Below are 17,196 nucleotides of genomic sequence, written 5' to 3'. Positions count from 1 at the left end.
GCATGCTCACCATCAACTGTTTTTAGTCAATGACCGGAACCGCCTTGGCACGGTATTGTTCCACTTCCTGTGTCAGCTTGTCCTTGTTGCTCTCAAGCACATCGGACCAGGCTTTCAGTTTTTTGAGAAGGGCGCTTTTGGATACCGCGTCGCTGTTCTTCAGGGCTTTATCGAAGGCTTGCCGCACTTCCGGATCCAAGAGGTTGTCCTCGTATTTAAAAAGCGGTGTATTGTTATACCCATAAAACAGACTTAGTTCGGTAAAACGAAGCTTCAGCTTCATGTCAGCAGCCCGGTTGGATTTGGGATAAGCCGTGAGAAAGGCTTCCAGTGAAAGCCCCCGGTCGATCACTTCGGACCAAGAGATAACCAATGCCGCATCACTGACCGCAGGCTTCTCGGATTCTACGACCATAATATCGATGTATGCCTGAACATCCTTGTTGATGTAGGGTTTGTAAGGCTCCAGCGTTTTATAATCTATAATCGGGAATATCACGCCTTCGGTTGTGTACAATCGGTAGCCGCTGTCGCGCAGGTTAATGAGCACCTTCCGCAGCGTTTCGTCTTTGGCTTTGCTGATGGTGGTGTTAATCGGCTCCCCGTACTTGTAGAGATTCATCAGCTTATCCTGAATGCCGATTGTGTACACTTTATCGGTTTTTGCAGGGAGCGCGTCGTTCATTGCGTTCTCCAGCTTGAGTATCAGCATGGTGGCCTGATACTTGGTCACACTTCCGATATGCTTGGTGATATAAGACTTGGCGTAAGCCACGTCTGAATCCTTCAGCAGTTTATTGGCTTTGTTGTACACCGCATTGCCGAAGGCCGTGGGTTTACTTGAAGCTGCGCTGGAATCAGCTAGAGGTTCAGAAGCGGGTGCTGCGCTTGCGATGACACCGGTCTGGATGGACAGAATAAGTGCAAGGATGGCAGCAATCGCGGATTTTTTGGATTTTGACATATATATTCCTCCCTTACCACACATTACCCTTATCCTATCATCTTCTTCAGAGCCGTAGTTTACAATGTACTAAAAAATATTAAAGATTTTGTTATGCTTCTGTATCGAATTCATGACGAGTTTGTATCATTTGCTCGAAAAAAGAAATTTTGTCCCTGCGATCCCGATCAGGAACAGCACGAGACTGATCCATGGCGCAATCGTGAGTACCGGCAGCAGCCGTCCCAGCCACACACCAGTTATAAGAATCAACACCGTGATGGCCATATAAATCCCCATGCTGCGCACGTTGATCTTGCGCCGAGCTTCATCGGGCTGAAAGGTATCATTCTTCATCCATCTCATCAATGCGTGGATTAACACATAAGAGCCCCCGGCAATCAGCACCAGGGTTGAAATTCGCACCTGCGTCATGCGTTCTACCGGTCCGCCTGTCCACGTTGTTATAAATCCGACCAGGGCCTGAACGAAGAAAAACCACGTTAAGGCGATCCACGGAATCATGAGATGGTATTGCAGACGGTTTAAGCCTTTCATTTTGGGCAACTGCTCGACCAGTTCCTTGCAGTAGGATTCGGGATCGCTGCCGAATACCTCCTCGGCTGTTTTGCCTTTGGCCTGGGCATCCAGCAGATGCTGGGCGATCTCAAGCAGCAATTCCTCGCCTTTTGATTCCTCGACGGAGCTGCTGCGAATATATACAACCATGTCCTGATAATAACTCAGATTGTCTGGTTTCATGGCATCCTGGAGCCTGTTGTTTTCCTTGATCATCTGTTTGGTATTCATCTTTATTGTCCTCCACGGGTTAAAATATGGTCCACGCTATCTTTAAGCGTTCCCCAATGTTCCTTGAATTGTTGTAGAATGTTCCGGCCTTTGTCGGTGAGTTTGTAATATTTGCGGGGTGGCCCGCCGGCTCCGGGCGCAGGTCGGATGGTTCCTTCAATAAGCTGTTCTTTCTGCATGCGAAGGAGCAAAGGATAGATGCTGCCTTCGCTTACAAATGTAAGCCCGCTGTCTTCCAGCAATGCGCCAAGCTCATATCCATACACCTCCCGATGCTCCATAAGCGAGAGAATGCAGCCTTCGAGAATGCCTTTGAGCATTTGACTTTGGGTGGTCATGAATCCGATGATCCTCCTCTGGGTATGTTGTTATGCAAGGTACTGGGTCGAAATAAGATTATTATTCTGAATGTGATAGACCTCAAAACCCTATGCACCCTGTATAAGAAGTGCTATCTGCCAACTACCTTGTTATGCAATATATCATATCAGCAGCATGCTTGCAATGCAAGGTAGCATGAACAATCCATGTCGTATTCATGAAACGGGTATAATTCCGCGCCTCCTATTTCACAATAATAAGCATTCTGAATCTATACACGACTCCCTGCAGGTGCAGGGACAAGAAGGAGGAAATCACAGATGAGCGCTAACTTATATGATGATGAATTAAGCGGGGGAGAATCTATACCGGCTAACGGGCAATGGGTTGTCGACGACAGTTCAGCTGAAAAGACGGTAGGTGAGTTAGAAGAAGGATACACTTCCGGCAGCGATGAGCAGGATTCTTCGGCTTCCACCTTATGGGGGAATGAACCGAGTGAGGAAACCTGGATGAATGGTTGGAGCGGACGTGAGGAGACGCATGCCATGTTTCGTCAGAGCTATGAGTAGTGCGGATTTACGTCTTCTGGCGTAGGCTTTAGTCAAGCAGGTAACGGAATCGCTGAATCCATGTTCCTTAGCTAAAGCTCCATATCCAATAGATGTAAACGGCCTCGTTCCCATTGCGTTGACAAATCCCTGATCACGATGCTAAGATAAGTTTAATTAATTCATATTAATCTTATCGGAATTATTAATATTAATGATAAAGGCGCGTTATCGCAAGGAGGAGTCGGCATGGAGCGGCAAATTACAATTCGTCATAATCAAGAGGAGCTTACAGCTGCGATACATTATCCGTTAAAAGAAGCGGCAGAAGGTGGCAGATGCCAGCGGGTTCCGCTCGTCGTTATCTGCCATGGCTTTGTCGGAAGCCGGATCGGCGTGGATCGGTTGTTTGTCAAAACGGCACGCGAGTTTGCCGAGGACGGATATATGGTGATCCGGTTTGATTATATCGGATGCGGTGAAAGCTCTGGGAATTATGGCAGCGAGGGCCTCGATTCAATGATTGCCCAGACGCGTTCCGTTCTGGATTATGGCCTCAGCTGTGCCGATGTCGATCCTACGCGCATCACGCTCATCGGACACAGCTTGGGCGGCGCGGTGGCCTTGCAAACCGCCGTTCGGGACCGGCGGGTGAAGAATTTGATTCTGTGGTCGGCGGTAGGTTATCCATTCAATGACATCGTCAAAATCACCGGGCGCGACGTCTATGATACCTCCGTTAAGACAGGTTCCGCTGATTATTTGGGATACTCGTTTACACCGGTATTTTTCGATTCCTTGGCTCAAGGGCAGCCATTCCAGGAAGCGATCAAGTTTACGGGCAATGTGCTGGTGGTGCATGGCACCTCGGACGAAGTCATCCCGGTGGATTATGCTTTCCTGTATCAGAAGGTGTTCTGGATGCGTCCGGAAGGGCGCTGCGATAAGGAAATCGTGTTCCAGGCGGATCACACCTACTCTGCGGGACCACAGCGGGAGCTGCTTCTCCAGCGGACACGGGATTGGCTGAACGAGCAGGAGCATATTCAGCAAGAATGGCAGAACTGGAGTATTTAAGGGAGTTATTTGGCATATTGGGCGGTTTAACGTTACAATAGAGTTGTCCCTTGATTTTGAAGCTGGAGGTGGCATCGATGACGTTACCTGCTTTATTTATTGCCCACGGTTCGCCGATGATGGCCCTGGAGGACAACGAGTACACCCGCTTCCTGGAGCAATTGGGACGGGAGCTGCCGACACCTAGAGGCATAGCGGTATTTTCTGCTCATTGGGATGATCCGGATCAACGGCTGACTGAAGACGCCGAGCATGGCACGATGCATGATTTTTATGGATTTCCGGAGGAGATGTACCAGATCACGTATCCTGCCAAAGGAAGCGCGGAGCTGGCGGCTCAAATCCGTGAACGGTTTTCGGCAAACAATCTGCATGCCAAAGCCGTAACCGGCCGTGGACTGGACCATGGCATATGGGTCATTCTGCGCAAAATGTATCCCGATGCGAATATTCCTGTGGTGGCCTTGTCCGTGGACTCCAAGCGCTCGCCACGCGAACAATATTCCATCGGTAGGATGTTGTCCGATCTGCGGGAGGAAGGCATACTGATTATCGGCAGCGGCGGCTTGGTGCATAATCTGCGGATGGTGCACAAGAGTGATGAGCCGGATGCATGGGCGGCTGCGTTCGATGAATGGATCGCAGAGCAGCTGTCGGAATGGAATCTGCACAATCTGTTTGCGTACGACAAAAAAGCGCCTCACGCGAGCGACGCGGTACCCTCCTATGGACGGGAGCATTTTGTTCCTCTGTTCTATGCGATGGGGGCTGCGGATAATGGCCGCAAGGCGAAGCGATTGTTTCAATCTTACCAATATGGCAGTTTGAGTCTGAACTGCTGGTCATTCGAATAATGAGAAGCCGGGCCTGGATGACAGGCTCGGCTTTTGTTGTGTATTGGCGGGATGCCTGAGCTGGGAGATGTCTATGTGTGCGAGTCGGGTAGATGTCGTGGGGAGAACCTCTCATGTTGCACCGGACGCAGCGTTCGGTAGGGTCGGCCGGGCAGGGCCGGGCTGTATCGGACCTCAGATCCGCTATTTTTACTTTTTGCTCGCAATTGGGGGATCTATCAGACACACGATAGGATCGGGCCGGGCTGTATCGGACCTCAGATCCGCTATTATTGCTTTTTGCTCGCAATTGGGGATCTATCGGACACACGATAGGGTCGGGCTGTATCAGACCTCAGATCCGCTATTATTGCTTTTTGCTCGCAATTGGGGGATCTATCGGACACACGATAGGATCGGGCCGGGCTGTATCGGACCTCAGATCCGCTATTATTGCTTTTTGCTCGCAATTGGGGGATCTATCGGACACACGATAGGATCGGGCCGGGCTGTATCGAACCTCAGATCCGTTATTATCGCTTTTTGCTCGCAATTGGGTGATCTATCGGACACACGATCCGTTAAATTGCGGATATCACGTAAAATGAGGGGCTAATTCGATGAATAACGGATCTCTGGTCCGTTAGTGTTAAAGAAAAGGTGGTTTTGGTCAAAATAAGGTCCGCTGAGTCCGCTAAAATTGAAGTAACTAGTCAGTGCCTTATAAAGTAACGCTCGAAAGAAAGTACAAGCTCGTATGCTAAACCTTGAACGTATGCAAAACTCGAACGTATGCTAAACCTCGAATGTATGCTAGACCTCGAACGTATGCTAAACCTCGAACGTATGCTAGACCTCGAACGTATGCTAAACCTCGAACGTATGCAAATGCTCAAATGTATGCCCCAACGCATGCCAGAACAAAAACAGCCCGGCTTGATTGCTCAAGTCGGGCTGTTAATCAATAGGTTAGATCCTTTAAGTTTTAGTTGGTTACTATATTAAGCCGTTTGTTTTTTTAGCGGTGTAGGGTTGTTGCCGTCGCCTTTGGTTGTTTTGTGCGTTACTTTGTTCCACAGGCCGCGAAGGTAAGGGAGTACCCAACGGTCGAGACCGATTTTACCGGCATTGGCTGCTGCGACGATGATCAGTACCTCTAGCAGTAACATTTGGGCGTTGGTGCTCACCGTGCCCGAGAAGAGGAACGCGGCATTCATGACAAGTCCCATCAGTGCGGCGAAGGTAGTGAAGGTACCAAGGATCAGCCCGACCCCTACGAGGAACTCGCCCATCGGTATGATGAAGTTGAAGATTTTCACGCCTGGCAGTGCTGCATGTTCCAGGAATGCTGCCCACCAGCCTTGCACGGCTGGATGATCTCCGGTTGCCTTGGCAATCGCGCCTTGCAGGAACCCGCCTGCTTCAAAACCGCCCGTCAATTTCCCCCAGCCTGCGACCATCCACTCATAACCGATGTAGACCCGAATGAAGGTCAGCAGCCACATTGCAATTTTGTTTGTTCTCAGCCAGTTGTTAAACATATAAACCACTCCTTAAAAGTATGATTTCTTTTTTATGAAAGCTTCCTTGCTGGTTCTCGGATGTGTTGAAGTTGTGCACTGGTGTTGATTTAGGAAGATGATCATCTCTTTCATGTCTTTATTATAAGTGAAATAAATCACAATATATGTGATAAAAATCACATTTGTGATTAATATCATAAAAAATAATCATCTTGGGGAAATGGAAGCATGTGCAGGAGTATGAGTATGAGAACTCAAGAGCAGTAGGATAGAGGAGTAGGAGTGGAGAGCAGCAGTATGCCAGGATGGAGAGCAGATGTAGAAAGTAAGTGAAGATGCAGCATGTTGGTGTGCAAAGGGCAGTAGTCGGAGGGAGCATGAGCCGGTGCAGAAGTGTGGTGGAATAGAAGGAGTAGAGTAGAGGTCAGTAAGCAGAATGAAGTTCAAATGTAGGAACTAGTCGAAGGAGCAGGGAGTTGATGTGCTTAGGGAAGTGTCAGGAATTGTACATGAGCGAATAGGGCAGCGGTGTACAGGAAGATGATTAGGGGAGTTGTATGTTGGATGAAGTTAGATGTAGAAAGTACTTGAAGGTGATGTGCAAGGTAAGGGAGCAGGAAATTGGTGTGCAAAGGACAGTGGCAAGAGTGCGGATGAGTAAGGCGGTAGTGTAGAGGAATAGGATTAGGGACAACCGTACATAGGATGAAGTGTAGATGTAGCAAACGTAAGTGAAGGTGCTTGAAGTTGGTGTGCTAGGCAGTGGCAGGAGTGCGCTCATTAGCAGGAGTAAGCAGGAAGTCGTAAGTTGTGGGTGCATATGTGCAGAAATAGTCTAACATGTGAATGCGGTATAAATATAGATCAAGGGTCGTACGGAGAGCAAGGATTGCCTAATAAGATACGGATGACCGGGATGGAATGCCGCAGTCACCCGTTGGTGTGAGTGGAGCACAAAGCTGTTCCGTACTGTGCCTGAAACTAATGAGCAGAATAATTGGGTATCAACACAGCAGGAGCAAGCTCTCAGGCTCCAAGTAAGAGAAAGAGCGGGTACTTAAGCTAAGGAGTAGGCGTAATGATCAGAACGACTGCATTTTCCAGCCTAGCAGGAGCAGTACATTCATGTTTTAAGCTGGCAAAGAGTGGTTCACTGCTGTAAGCGACAGAGGGGAAAAGCCCGGACAATATACTTAAAGTTAATCGAATGAGTCGACTCAGACAGCAGAGGAAGCCAAACGCCACCTGATCGAGGAAAAAGATAACCACATTAAAACTGGAGTTAAGCTGGTATTACGTAATCTATTGATTCTGTTCTGCTGAATGCCATTGGTGCACCATAGGGACTCCTTCTACTCAGACTGTTTGCTTCTGAAGAGTGGAGGGATCGCTGCTGATTTTGACCCGGCGTGTGAATTTCTCCTGGAGATATGGCATAAGCCAGCGGTCAATACCGATCTTGCCGCCGTTGGCAGCAGCGAGAATAATGAGGAATTCCAGCAGCAGGAGCTGACCATTGATACTGATGGAGCCCGAGAACAGGAACGCTGAGTTCATCACAAGTCCCATAAGTGCCGCGAACGCGGTAAACGTGCCGAGGATCAGACCGAGCCCAACGAGAAATTCACCAAGGGGAACGATAATGTTGAACCATTTGACGCCCGGCAGTGCGGCATGCTTCAGGAATACGGCCCACCAATCTTGAACCGCGGGTTGTTCTCCTGTAGATTTGGCAATCGCCCCTTGCATAAATCCGCTTGCATCAAAACCTCCCGTTAACTTGCCCCAGCCTGCCGTCAACCACTTATACCCGACATACACACGGATAACCGTTAGCAGCCACATTGCGATTTTGTTTGATTGCAACCATTGAATAAACACCAGCACCACTCCTCCATGAATAATCATTCTCTTTTTTGTTTTCAGATTTTTGCAAATTTGAAATTCGTTGAAGCGATGATCACCGAAAAAAACAGCAACGATCTATTTAATGTCGTCTCTAAACAAATTATTCATATTTGCAAAAAACTGTATTTAAATACAGTATTCGCGTAAGGTGCGATTTGGCCTGGGCTCTTGGCATGAAAAAAAGATGACGGGAACCGAAGTTCCCATCATCTTTTCTGTTGAATCAGACTATGTTAAGCTGTGCGCTTTTTAAAATTTGTTGTCGTTGTTTCAGGCTCGCTGGCGCGGTGCGTAATCCGGCCCCACACACCACGGAGGTAAGGGAGTACCCAACGGTCAAACCCGATTTTACCGGCATTAGCAGCGGCTACGATGACCAGTACTTCAAGCAGCAGCATCTGGGCGTTGGTGCTTACCGTACCCGAGAAGAGGAACGCGGCGTTCATGACCAGTCCCATCAGTGCGGCGAAGGTGGTGAAGGTACCGAGGATCAGTCCGAGACCGACCAGGAATTCACCGAGTGGGATGATGAAGTTAAACAGGTTCACGCCCGGCAGTGCCGCATGTTCGAGGAACGCTGCCCACCAGCCTTGTACTGCCGGGTGATCGCCGCTTGCGTTGGCAATCGCGCCTTGCAGGAAACCTCCGGCATCAAAGCCGCCGGTTAGTTTACCCCAGCCTGCCGTCATCCACTCGTATCCGAGGTAGACCCGAATGATGGTCAGCAGCCACATTGCAAATTTGTTTGTTCTCAGCCAGTTGTTAAACATATAAACCACTCCTTAAGTGAGTTTTTGATTTTTGGTTGATTGCTGTGTTTCCGATGTCGATGTTGTGGGTTCTTGTTGTCTAGAAGTGATCACCTTCTCTATGTCTTTATTATAAGTGAAAATATTCACAATATATGTGATAAATATCACAATGTTGTGAACGTTCCAGAATAAGCACTGGGTAAGAATATGACAAACATGAAATAACAGTCTGTGTGGAAAGTATAAATCATGCCAAGCTGTAGACGACAAAATAAATAATTCATAACTAATTAAAGATTTCTGAATTTAGAGATCATGAGAGAGTACTTTATAAATGTTTTGTGGAACAGTGTGGTATAGATTAAATGATGAGTTACGGTCAAGTTTGAAATAGAAACATCCAATAATTGAGAAAAATAAAAAATAATTCATAACTTATTGTGTTTTTGGGTGTTTTATATAATGAGTAAGTTTAAAGCACCAAGATTTTAAAAAATTTCAAGAACAATCCGGTATTAATTATTTCTCGATTGTAACAGTATTATTTCTGTTAACAATAATAAGCTGCAACTAATAATTATTGTAAGAAGAATCGTTGGGAGCAGTTCAGGCGATCCCTAATTTAACAGAATGCACAATTACACAGCGGGATGATTTTGGCCATGGAATGGAGTCGAGAAGTACTTCGTTACTAGATCGGATATTACTTTCAAAAATAATAAAATCTTGGAGGTATGTATTCAATGCGAAAATTTATAACTCTTTTTTTACTTATTGTATTAAGCATAAATTTTTTAAATAATTCATCAGCATTTGCGGATGATGGGAGCAATGATCAACAGACGTTGAGCAAGGATCCCCCAATAGAATTAACCGTATTTGAAGAACACCAAGGGATATTAGTTTCTCATGGTAGTTCTTACCAGGCGTTGAATAAAGAAAAAGAAAATAATGAAAAAAGCTACACAATTAAACAAATGGGTAAACAACAAGAGCACACATTATATGAAGTTGTGGATGGGGGGGATCTTCCTTACAATATGGTGTTAGATGTTCATGGTGATCAAAGTGTTTTTCAAGCAGTAGGTGAAATTGCAATAAATTCTAATAATATTGACGAAGTGAAAAATGATAACCGGCTTTCTACAGAAATTAAGAGTGATTTAGATAAACTTTTGCAGGAGATTAAGGAGAGGAACCTGAAGGATGTTTCAGTTACCTTATACTCTCCTAATTTGCTAGTTTCTGATACATCAGCAGATGAGGTTTCTGTAATGGCACCAGGTCATAGTTGGACATCACCAACTTATTGGTGGGGAGAAGGTGGACACAGATACAAACTTGAGACGTTAATGATCAGAAACTATGTTTCAAATACAGGTGATAAATATTTTAATTCGAAACTAGAGGCACGAGATTTTTGGAACAAAGTATTTAGCAATACTGTAAAAACACTTGTTAACAACGTAACGGGACTCTGGGAAGTTACTGACATCCCAGCCCAAATCAGTGGTATTATCCCTTTTCCGAGCCAAATTGGCGGAACAACTGGAGATAGAATAAGAGCATATATAACAGAAGATAAAAATATTAATTATTATTCCATCCAATATCCACAAGCTGATTATACGACTAAGGCAATTGGTGAAGAATCTTGGCACAGATTGGTAGGGATAACGATTGTCAATGGTTAAAGTACGATGACACAATCAAATGTGATTTATAAAAAGACTCCTGAATTTAATAATTTAGCACATTATTGTTATCTGTTTAGAGATAGTACTTCCCAATATAGAGAATGGCTCTTGACGTGGAATTATTACGGTCTAGTGTTTAAAAGTGCTAGCTAACATCAAATACAAGAGGTTGTAATAGCACGTTCTATATCTAAAGTTGTCAAGACAGTAACAATAAAATAAACTAACTACATGTTCATGTAGTTAGTTTATTTTATAAGGAGGGAGAATGAATAATGACTATTAAAAAAAAGTACATAAAGGTCTTTCTATTTTTTCTCTTTATAATATTGATTATTGGGACAATTTATTATTTTCGCCCACAAAGTGCGAACGACGTGTTTGAATTGAAAAACGTGGAGAAAATAAATTTTAATGTAAGATTTGATGAAATTAAAGATAGTAAGTTTTTAAATACTGAAATTAGTGGAGAAGATGCAGATTATTTTATCCATTTATTAGAACTCTCCAAGTACCGAAGAGTTTTAGGTGGGACGAATATTCAAAGTCAAACAAATGCATATGATATCGTAATAGTTAATAAGTCAAACAATTATTCAATTGTGATTAATGATAGAGGCTATGTAGTTGTTGAAGTTAGTAATAATGAGAAAAAATATAAGATCTTAAGTTCAAGAAGCGACACACTGATAAAATTAATAGACGATATGCTAATGACTAAATAGTTTTCTCTCTATATTAGTATTGGCTTAAAGTACACTTAAATGTCTAAAGCTTCATATTCTGTTTGTACCATCTTGCAGTCTAATACTGGCATGTTTAATATTCTCACTATCTCATTGAGGTGCAGCATGAATGAGAAGTAAGTCATTTTAGAAATTACTGAAAAAAGAAGCTAACACCTTACTAAGTATGAAAAAATGCTAATACGTGGGAGGATAAATGCACGCATCAGAAGTCGCGGATACCGCGGCTTTTTTTATAGCTCACGTCAAGAACTTATACTTGTTTGCTAGATAATCCATTCCTCGTAATCCGAAAATAATAGCCAACTCCGTGAAGGAGATTCATGAGCCGATGGTATCCCTTCTTTATACAGACAAAGCACGGATTTTGTGATTAAATGTAAATTAAAGTTGAAACGTCGGTTGGAAATTTCGGGTAAAAGGGTTGGAATATTAGGGTAATAAGTAACGGGAGCGTTCATAGGGGGAAACAATATGTTTAGCAAAGGGTCTTTGTCTTTCAAGAGGTTTGCATGGAGGACAAGCTTGTTGTCGATTGCGGCTGTACTGCTGCTGTCAGCATGCAATGGGGATAAGAAGGCGGAGCCTGCTCCGACACCGGAGGTGGAGGCTCCAATGGAGCAGCCGGCAGAAGAAACGCAGGAGAATACGTCTTCTCCTTATCACGCACCTCTGACGGGATTGCCGTTAGAAGCGTCACTGACGCAGAGGCCGCTGGCCGTTATGATCAATAACGCACCAGCCGCAAGGCCGCAGTCGGGTCTGGGACAAGCGGATATGGTATATGAAGTTCTGGCGGAGGGAGGAATCACGAGACTGATCGGCATCTTTCAAAGCCAGTCCGGGATCGAGAAGATCGGACCGATTCGCAGTATCCGCCCATATCTGATTAATCTGGGCGAGAGCTATGGCGGCGTTCTTGTGCATGCAGGAGGCAGCCCTGAAGCTTATACGATCATTCAACAGCAGCGCAAGCAGGACATGGATGAGATCGGAAATGCAGGGGCCTATTTCTGGAGGGCCAACGACCGCAAAGCTCCGCATAATTTGTATTCCAGCGACGAGAAGCTCCGCGAAGGAGCGGCCAAGCTCAATTACGGCAACGATGTGCAGGTGCCGCAGTATACGTTCTATCCGGAGACAATCGCTGCAAGCGGCGACGGGGCAGAGGGCACTGAACCCGTGGAGGGGGTTTCCGGCGAACCCGCAGAGAAGGTCGAAATCAAATTTTTACTGGACAGCTATGTGGTGGATTATCAGTATGACGGCTCCTCGAATACGTACAAACGGGCGGTCAATGGATCTCCGCACGTGGATCTCAACGATAACGTTCAGCTTGAGGCTGCGAATGTAATTGTCCTCGGGGCAGACCATAAGGTGCTGGATGATGTGGGCAGACTTGCCGTGAACGTGGAAGCCGGCGGTGAAGCGATGCTGTTCCAGCGTGGAGAGGTCATTACGGGCCAGTGGGCAAGAGCTGCGGGTGATGCGATCCGTTTTGTGAAGGACGGCAAGGAAGTGCCGCTGGTTCCGGGAACGACTTATTTCAACATTGTGCCGAATGCGCCTTCTTTTGAAAGCCATGTCACGATCTCGAATCCTTAGGTTCTAAGTTCGGATAATCGACACGGTTCTGGGATAATTTGCACGCTTACGGAGATGTTAATAGGCAAGGGAAATGGAATGATATCCATACATTAACTCAGCTGTTGTTTTCTCACATTTTTGAGTGTTACTTTTCTATACACACCCTGCCATGGATGTGATAAGATATTCAAGGTTGTCTTATCTTTAAGGACGTTCGCGGCAATTTATCGAAAAAAGGGGTTAAGAGTATGAAATTGAAGAAGAAGGATATATTCTTCCAAACGCTGGAGAATATGGCCGATACGGTGGTACAAGCCGCAGATTATTTTTCGCAGCACGTTTCCAATCTTCAGGATGTGCTTGAATTCGCCAACGAAATGAAGAGATATGAGTCGCAGTGTGATACCTATACACATACAATTATCACCGAGCTCAACAAAACGTTTATCACGCCAATCGAACGCGACGATATTATGGACCTGACAACCAGCTTGGACGATGTGATGGACGGACTGGAGGCTACGGCATCCCGATTCTATATGTATCAGTTGGGTAAACCTGATGAATACATGGTGCAGTTTGCGGAAATTCTGCGTCAATCGGCTTATGAAATCCAGAAAGCCATTCATTTGCTCTCCCAGAAAAAACTTCTGGCTATTCGTGAGTACACGATTCGCCTGAACGATCTGGAGAACCAAGGCGACGAACTGCTGCGTATCAGCATCAAGGATCTGTTCGCTACGGTATCTGACCCGATTCTGCTGATCAAGAAAAAAGAGATTTACGAACGACTTGAGACAACCACGGACACCTGCGAAGACGTGGCTAATATGCTGGAATCCATCATTATGCGCAACTCGTAAGGGAGTCCTGAACTATGGATACAACGATGGTAGTACTAGTAATTGTTGTTTTTTTGGCGCTTGCATTTGACTTCATTAACGGGTTCCACGATACGGCGAACGCCATAGCAACATCGGTATCAACCCGGGCCTTGAAGCCGCGTGCGGCAATTTTACTTGCAGCCGGCATGAACTTTGTCGGTGCGATGATGTTTACCGGCGTTGCCAAGACGATAGGGGGCAGCGTGGCGGATCCCGCAGCACTGGATAACGGTCTGCAGGTTGTGATTGCAACCCTGCTGTCAGCGATTATCTGGAACCTGGTCACCTGGTGGTTTGGTTTGCCGTCATCTTCTTCCCATGCTCTGATCGGAGCTTTGGCAGGGGCGGTATTCGTTGGAGCGGGTAGTGATAAGCTGAATTATGGCGGATTTACCGATATTGTGCTTGCGCTCATCCTGTCACCCATTATCGCGTTTGTTATCGGTTATCTGGTGATGCAGCTGCTAAAAGTCATCTTTGCGAAGCGCAGTCCGCATACGGTGAACAAAGGCTTCCGTACTATGCAGATTTTTACCGCGGCACTGCAATCCTTCACGCACGGTACCAACGATGCACAGAAGGCGATGGGGATTATCACCTTTGCCCTGGTTACGTCAGGTCAGCTGTCCGAGATGGAAGTTCCATTCTGGGTTAAACTCTCTGCAGCTACGGCGATGGCCCTTGGGACCTCGGTAGGTGGCTGGAAGATCATCAAAACCATGGGCACGAAGATTTTCAAAATCGAGCCGATCAACGGATTCGCTGCTGATTTCACGGGAGCTTCCGTTATCTTTTCAGCTACGCTGCTTCACTTGCCAATCAGTACGACGCATGCGATCACATCGGCCATACTCGGGGTAGGTTCAGCAAAACGCTTCTCCGCTGTAAAATGGTCGCTGGCAGGACGTATTATTGTAACCTGGTTTATTACCATTCCGATTACGGCCGTGCTGGCAGGCATCATATTTAAAATTCTTTTCTAAACCAATTAACGCTACATTACACATAGATTATGGATAGTTGTGGGGCCAATCAGGAATCGATTGGCTTTTTTTGTTTAAAGAAAACAGCAGGTGCAGGGAAGGGGAGAATGCTATCATGATTCGCACATTAGGCATTACGCCAAGCTATGAAACGGTCACCGGGCTTTCACTCGAAGAGATCCGGATGGAGGACTACGCCTGGATCTGGGCGGATTTCAGCAATCCCACGCCGGAGGAAGCGCGGATGCTGGAGAGTTATTTTCATTTTCATCCGCTGGCGGTGGAGGACTGTCTGCACATTCTGCAGCGGCCCAAGCTGGATTATTACGAACAAACGAAGTTTTTTGTCCTGCATGCGCTTCAGCCGGATACGCTGCAGGCGGTGGAGGTGGATCTGTTTCTGGGCCCTGCGTTTGTGGTCTCCTTCCACCAGCAGGAGCTGTCCGAAATGGATGATGCCTGGGAACGGGTGACCTCAGTCGCCGGCAAGGGACCGCTCGGTCAGGATGGTCCAAGCTTTACGGCGTATACCATTATGGATAAGCTGGTGGATCAGTATTTCCCAAGCCTGTTTGCCATAGAGGATGAGCTGGCCGAGCTGGAAAGCCAAGGGGAGAAGGATTCCGTTGAGGACCTGATGAATCAGGTGTTTGCGCTTCGTTCCAGACTGCTGCGCCTGCGGCGGACGGTCGTGCCGATGCGGGATCTGCTGTACCGGATCGTGAATTCGCAGCATATGGAGCATCACGCGCACCATGCCTATTTTTCCGATATCTATGATCACCTGCTGAAGCTGGCGGACATGATTGAGGCGGACCGCGAGATGACGGCGGATCTTCGGGACAGCTACATATCGGTGAATTCGAACCGGATGAACACGATTATGAAAACACTCACGGTCATCACGACCATATTCATGCCGCTCACCCTGATCGCCGGGATTTACGGGATGAATTTTGAGAATATGCCGGAGCTTGGGTGGCATTATGGATATTTCCTTGTGCTTCTGCTGATGTTTGTGCTCGGCGGAGGCATGGTGACGTGGTTTATTCGGCGAGGCTGGTTTAAATAAGAGGGTTCGTGGACGTGAAGTCGTTAAGCTCTTCTGAATCAGACGGACTTCCTTCCAGTGTCTCTGCCGTTCCAAGTGTTAGGTAAATGTTGATCGGATTATCGGGAAGGGTTGTCCTACATAAAAAAGGCCAATGCTGAATCGCTGTGGTTCTTGTTCTTCCGTAAGGGGTATAAGCTTGCTGAGGGGGGACTGCATATGAAGCCTGGGCTCAAACCACATCCCAAGAAGCGTACATCGCGTCACCAAGATGAGCCTGTTCGTAACCGGCTCCTGCGCCGGATGTTCCGCTCGGCCTGGAAACGAAAGCGTAAGCTGGCCGTTACGAACCGTTACGAGGTTGGCATGGTCATCAGCGAAATTATGACAGGGCTGCTGTTCATTGCGGGCAGCATTCTGATGTTCTATCCGCAGATGAAGCGGATTGCGACGGTGCTGTATCTGCTGGGCAGCATTACGATGCTGCTGCGTTCCGGTCTGCGCGGCTCTTATTGGTTCCGCCTGAAGTCACTCGAGAGCGACGAGCAGCAAGAAGCCGGTCCCGAAGGGGACTGGACGCGCTGAATAGGATCATATTTTAGGAAAAAAGATAGGGCTCCAGTCTGGAATTGACAGACCGGAGCCTACTTCGTCATGTATGAGCTTACTATTTATCCCGCCTGTTGTTCGCTAAGGCGCAGCTGCGCTGTTGGTCAGAGCAGATCGTCTCAGCTGTTCAGAGGCTGTGGTCTTGCTGAAATGCGCGGTGCTGGTGCTGATGCCGAGATTTCACTTCAGATTAACGACGACGTCTGCCTTTGCGTGATCCTGAGCTTTTGCGCGAGCCGGAATGTCGTCTGCCCCCCGAGGACCGGCGTTTCCGCGGTCTGTATTCGTAGTCGTCGTTCTGGTCCGTGTATGCCGTGGATGATCCGCGGCCGCCCTTCTTCTTCGTGAACGCGCCTGCAAGCAGGGAAACCATGGGCGCAAGCTGCTGGAAGCCCTGCATGACCTTCTGTACCTTGCCGATGTTGTTAACCAGCCCGTCGATGCCCCCCATCCGATCGATGAGGCCCTTGACGTCACTCAGATTGTTGACCCCGAGGCCGCCAAGGAGTTTGCTTATTCCGCCTCCACTCCCGCTGCCGCCTCCGCCGAGGAGACTTGCCAGACCCCCGCCGCCAGAGTTGCTGGATGGTGTTAGAGCCGAAGCCGAAGCCTCCATGCCCGGTACAGGCAGCGTATCGTTTGAAAGAGCGTCAGCGTATGGATACAGATTGGATTCGCCGACTTCTGGAAAATCGCTGTATGGAGAAATACCGGGGTATGACGTTGGCTCCTGCGGCAGTGAATCATATTCGCTTAGCGAGCGCTTAGAAGAGGAAGGTCGGCGATGATAATAGTGAGAATGACCAGTCATGATATCACTTTCCTTTGTGAGTTAAGATACTATACTGTATGATACGGGCGGGCGATGGGTTTAGGCGAATACCCCTATTTTCGGGATAGGAGCGGAATCGGGCGATGGCC

At 47.1% G+C, this 17,196-nt stretch carries 17 protein-coding genes; 10 read left to right on the top strand and 7 right to left on the bottom strand.

Annotation, left to right across the window (positions count from 1 at the left end; translation table 11 throughout):
• Positions 1-22: 22 nt before the first annotated feature.
• From M2277_RS23600 to M2277_RS23590, 3 genes are all read right to left on the bottom strand, one after another.
• Positions 23-964, bottom strand: coding sequence for a hypothetical protein (locus M2277_RS23600; RefSeq protein ID WP_280755626.1), 942 nt, complete (start codon positions 962-964; stop codon positions 23-25).
• A gap of 126 nt (positions 965-1,090) precedes the next feature.
• Positions 1,091-1,753, bottom strand: a complete 663-nt coding sequence (locus M2277_RS23595) for a DUF2269 family protein (protein ID WP_280755625.1) — start codon at positions 1,751-1,753, stop codon at positions 1,091-1,093.
• 2 nt (positions 1,754-1,755) lie between these two features.
• A complete protein-coding gene (locus tag M2277_RS23590; RefSeq protein WP_280755624.1) occupies positions 1,756-2,091 on the bottom strand; it encodes a PadR family transcriptional regulator in 336 nt (111 codons plus the stop codon).
• Between the two features lie 303 nt (positions 2,092-2,394).
• On the opposite strand from M2277_RS23590, the gene M2277_RS23585 reads away from it, so the two are divergent.
• The 3 genes from M2277_RS23585 to M2277_RS23575 all read left to right on the top strand — a co-directional run bounded on the left by M2277_RS23585 (position 2,395) and on the right by M2277_RS23575 (position 4,556).
• A complete protein-coding gene (locus tag M2277_RS23585) occupies positions 2,395-2,646 on the top strand; it encodes a hypothetical protein (RefSeq protein ID WP_280755623.1) in 252 nt (83 codons plus the stop codon).
• A 228-nt stretch (positions 2,647-2,874) separates the two neighbouring features.
• Positions 2,875-3,702 (top strand): alpha/beta hydrolase, encoded by an 828-nt coding sequence (locus tag M2277_RS23580; protein ID WP_280755622.1) that lies wholly within the window; start codon positions 2,875-2,877, stop codon positions 3,700-3,702.
• A gap of 77 nt (positions 3,703-3,779) precedes the next feature.
• The gene (locus M2277_RS23575) at positions 3,780-4,556 is read left to right on the top strand and encodes a DODA-type extradiol aromatic ring-opening family dioxygenase (RefSeq protein WP_280755621.1); all 777 of its coding nucleotides are present in this window, start codon (positions 3,780-3,782) and stop codon (positions 4,554-4,556) included.
• A gap of 980 nt (positions 4,557-5,536) precedes the next feature.
• Here M2277_RS23575 and M2277_RS23570 read toward each other — a convergent pair.
• The 3 genes from M2277_RS23570 to M2277_RS23560 form a co-directional block, all read right to left on the bottom strand.
• Entirely contained in the window at positions 5,537-6,076 is a 540-nt protein-coding gene (locus M2277_RS23570; protein ID WP_006208320.1) for a DoxX family protein, read from the bottom strand.
• A gap of 1,338 nt (positions 6,077-7,414) precedes the next feature.
• Complete coding sequence (locus M2277_RS23565; protein WP_280755620.1) at positions 7,415-7,939, bottom strand: DoxX family protein; 525 nt, start codon at positions 7,937-7,939, stop codon at positions 7,415-7,417.
• A 260-nt stretch (positions 7,940-8,199) separates the two neighbouring features.
• The gene (locus M2277_RS23560; protein ID WP_063478613.1) at positions 8,200-8,736 is read right to left on the bottom strand and encodes a DoxX family protein; all 537 of its coding nucleotides are present in this window, start codon (positions 8,734-8,736) and stop codon (positions 8,200-8,202) included.
• Positions 8,737-9,461: 725 nt separating this feature from the next.
• On the opposite strand from M2277_RS23560, the gene M2277_RS23555 reads away from it, so the two are divergent.
• From M2277_RS23555 to M2277_RS23525, 7 genes are all read left to right on the top strand, one after another.
• Complete coding sequence (locus tag M2277_RS23555; RefSeq protein ID WP_280755619.1) at positions 9,462-10,412, top strand: hypothetical protein; 951 nt, start codon at positions 9,462-9,464, stop codon at positions 10,410-10,412.
• A gap of 278 nt (positions 10,413-10,690) precedes the next feature.
• Positions 10,691-11,140, top strand: a complete 450-nt coding sequence (locus tag M2277_RS23550) for a hypothetical protein (RefSeq protein WP_036640835.1) — start codon at positions 10,691-10,693, stop codon at positions 11,138-11,140.
• A gap of 495 nt (positions 11,141-11,635) precedes the next feature.
• Positions 11,636-12,766: a DUF3048 domain-containing protein gene (locus M2277_RS23545; RefSeq protein WP_280755618.1), complete on the top strand. Its 1,131-nt coding sequence runs from the start codon at positions 11,636-11,638 to the stop codon at positions 12,764-12,766.
• 230 nt (positions 12,767-12,996) lie between these two features.
• A complete protein-coding gene (locus M2277_RS23540) occupies positions 12,997-13,611 on the top strand; it encodes a DUF47 domain-containing protein (protein WP_006208326.1) in 615 nt (204 codons plus the stop codon).
• A gap of 14 nt (positions 13,612-13,625) precedes the next feature.
• A complete protein-coding gene (locus tag M2277_RS23535; RefSeq protein WP_006208327.1) occupies positions 13,626-14,615 on the top strand; it encodes an inorganic phosphate transporter in 990 nt (329 codons plus the stop codon).
• A 115-nt stretch (positions 14,616-14,730) separates the two neighbouring features.
• Entirely contained in the window at positions 14,731-15,687 is a 957-nt protein-coding gene (gene corA, locus M2277_RS23530) for a magnesium/cobalt transporter CorA (protein WP_006208328.1), read from the top strand.
• Between the two features lie 198 nt (positions 15,688-15,885).
• On the top strand, positions 15,886-16,251 hold the full coding sequence (locus tag M2277_RS23525; protein WP_036640922.1) for a YrhK family protein: 366 nt from the start codon (positions 15,886-15,888) through the stop codon (positions 16,249-16,251).
• Positions 16,252-16,465: 214 nt separating this feature from the next.
• Here M2277_RS23525 and M2277_RS23520 read toward each other — a convergent pair whose 3' ends face one another.
• Positions 16,466-17,086, bottom strand: a complete 621-nt coding sequence (locus tag M2277_RS23520) for a hypothetical protein (RefSeq protein ID WP_006208330.1) — start codon at positions 17,084-17,086, stop codon at positions 16,466-16,468.
• Positions 17,087-17,196 lie beyond the last annotated feature (110 nt).

This window comes from Paenibacillus sp. LBL (assembly GCF_029893715.1).
Lineage (GTDB): Bacteria > Bacillota > Bacilli > Paenibacillales > Paenibacillaceae > Paenibacillus_AQ > Paenibacillus_AQ glucanolyticus.
The sequence above is the reverse complement of the archived record's forward strand: the minus strand, read 5'-3'. Positions and strand labels throughout refer to the sequence as shown.

Coding starts and splice junctions, on each gene's coding strand:
- M2277_RS23585 (WP_280755623.1), top strand. CDS start 2,395: ATGAGCGCTAACTTATATGATGATGAATTAAGCGGGGGAGAATCTATA.
- M2277_RS23580 (WP_280755622.1), top strand. CDS start 2,875: ATGGAGCGGCAAATTACAATTCGTCATAATCAAGAGGAGCTTACAGCT.
- M2277_RS23560 (WP_063478613.1), bottom strand. CDS start 8,736: ATGTTTAACAACTGGCTGAGAACAAACAAATTTGCAATGTGGCTGCTG.
- M2277_RS23525 (WP_036640922.1), top strand. CDS start 15,886: ATGAAGCCTGGGCTCAAACCACATCCCAAGAAGCGTACATCGCGTCAC.
- M2277_RS23540 (WP_006208326.1), top strand. CDS start 12,997: ATGAAATTGAAGAAGAAGGATATATTCTTCCAAACGCTGGAGAATATG.
- M2277_RS23590 (WP_280755624.1), bottom strand. CDS start 2,091: ATGACCACCCAAAGTCAAATGCTCAAAGGCATTCTCGAAGGCTGCATT.
- M2277_RS23595 (WP_280755625.1), bottom strand. CDS start 1,753: ATGAATACCAAACAGATGATCAAGGAAAACAACAGGCTCCAGGATGCC.
- M2277_RS23545 (WP_280755618.1), top strand. CDS start 11,636: ATGTTTAGCAAAGGGTCTTTGTCTTTCAAGAGGTTTGCATGGAGGACA.
- M2277_RS23535 (WP_006208327.1), top strand. CDS start 13,626: ATGGATACAACGATGGTAGTACTAGTAATTGTTGTTTTTTTGGCGCTT.
- M2277_RS23550 (WP_036640835.1), top strand. CDS start 10,691: ATGACTATTAAAAAAAAGTACATAAAGGTCTTTCTATTTTTTCTCTTT.
- M2277_RS23575 (WP_280755621.1), top strand. CDS start 3,780: ATGACGTTACCTGCTTTATTTATTGCCCACGGTTCGCCGATGATGGCC.
- M2277_RS23570 (WP_006208320.1), bottom strand. CDS start 6,076: ATGTTTAACAACTGGCTGAGAACAAACAAAATTGCAATGTGGCTGCTG.
- M2277_RS23520 (WP_006208330.1), bottom strand. CDS start 17,086: ATGACTGGTCATTCTCACTATTATCATCGCCGACCTTCCTCTTCTAAG.
- M2277_RS23600 (WP_280755626.1), bottom strand. CDS start 964: ATGTCAAAATCCAAAAAATCCGCGATTGCTGCCATCCTTGCACTTATT.
- corA (WP_006208328.1), top strand. CDS start 14,731: ATGATTCGCACATTAGGCATTACGCCAAGCTATGAAACGGTCACCGGG.
- M2277_RS23555 (WP_280755619.1), top strand. CDS start 9,462: ATGCGAAAATTTATAACTCTTTTTTTACTTATTGTATTAAGCATAAAT.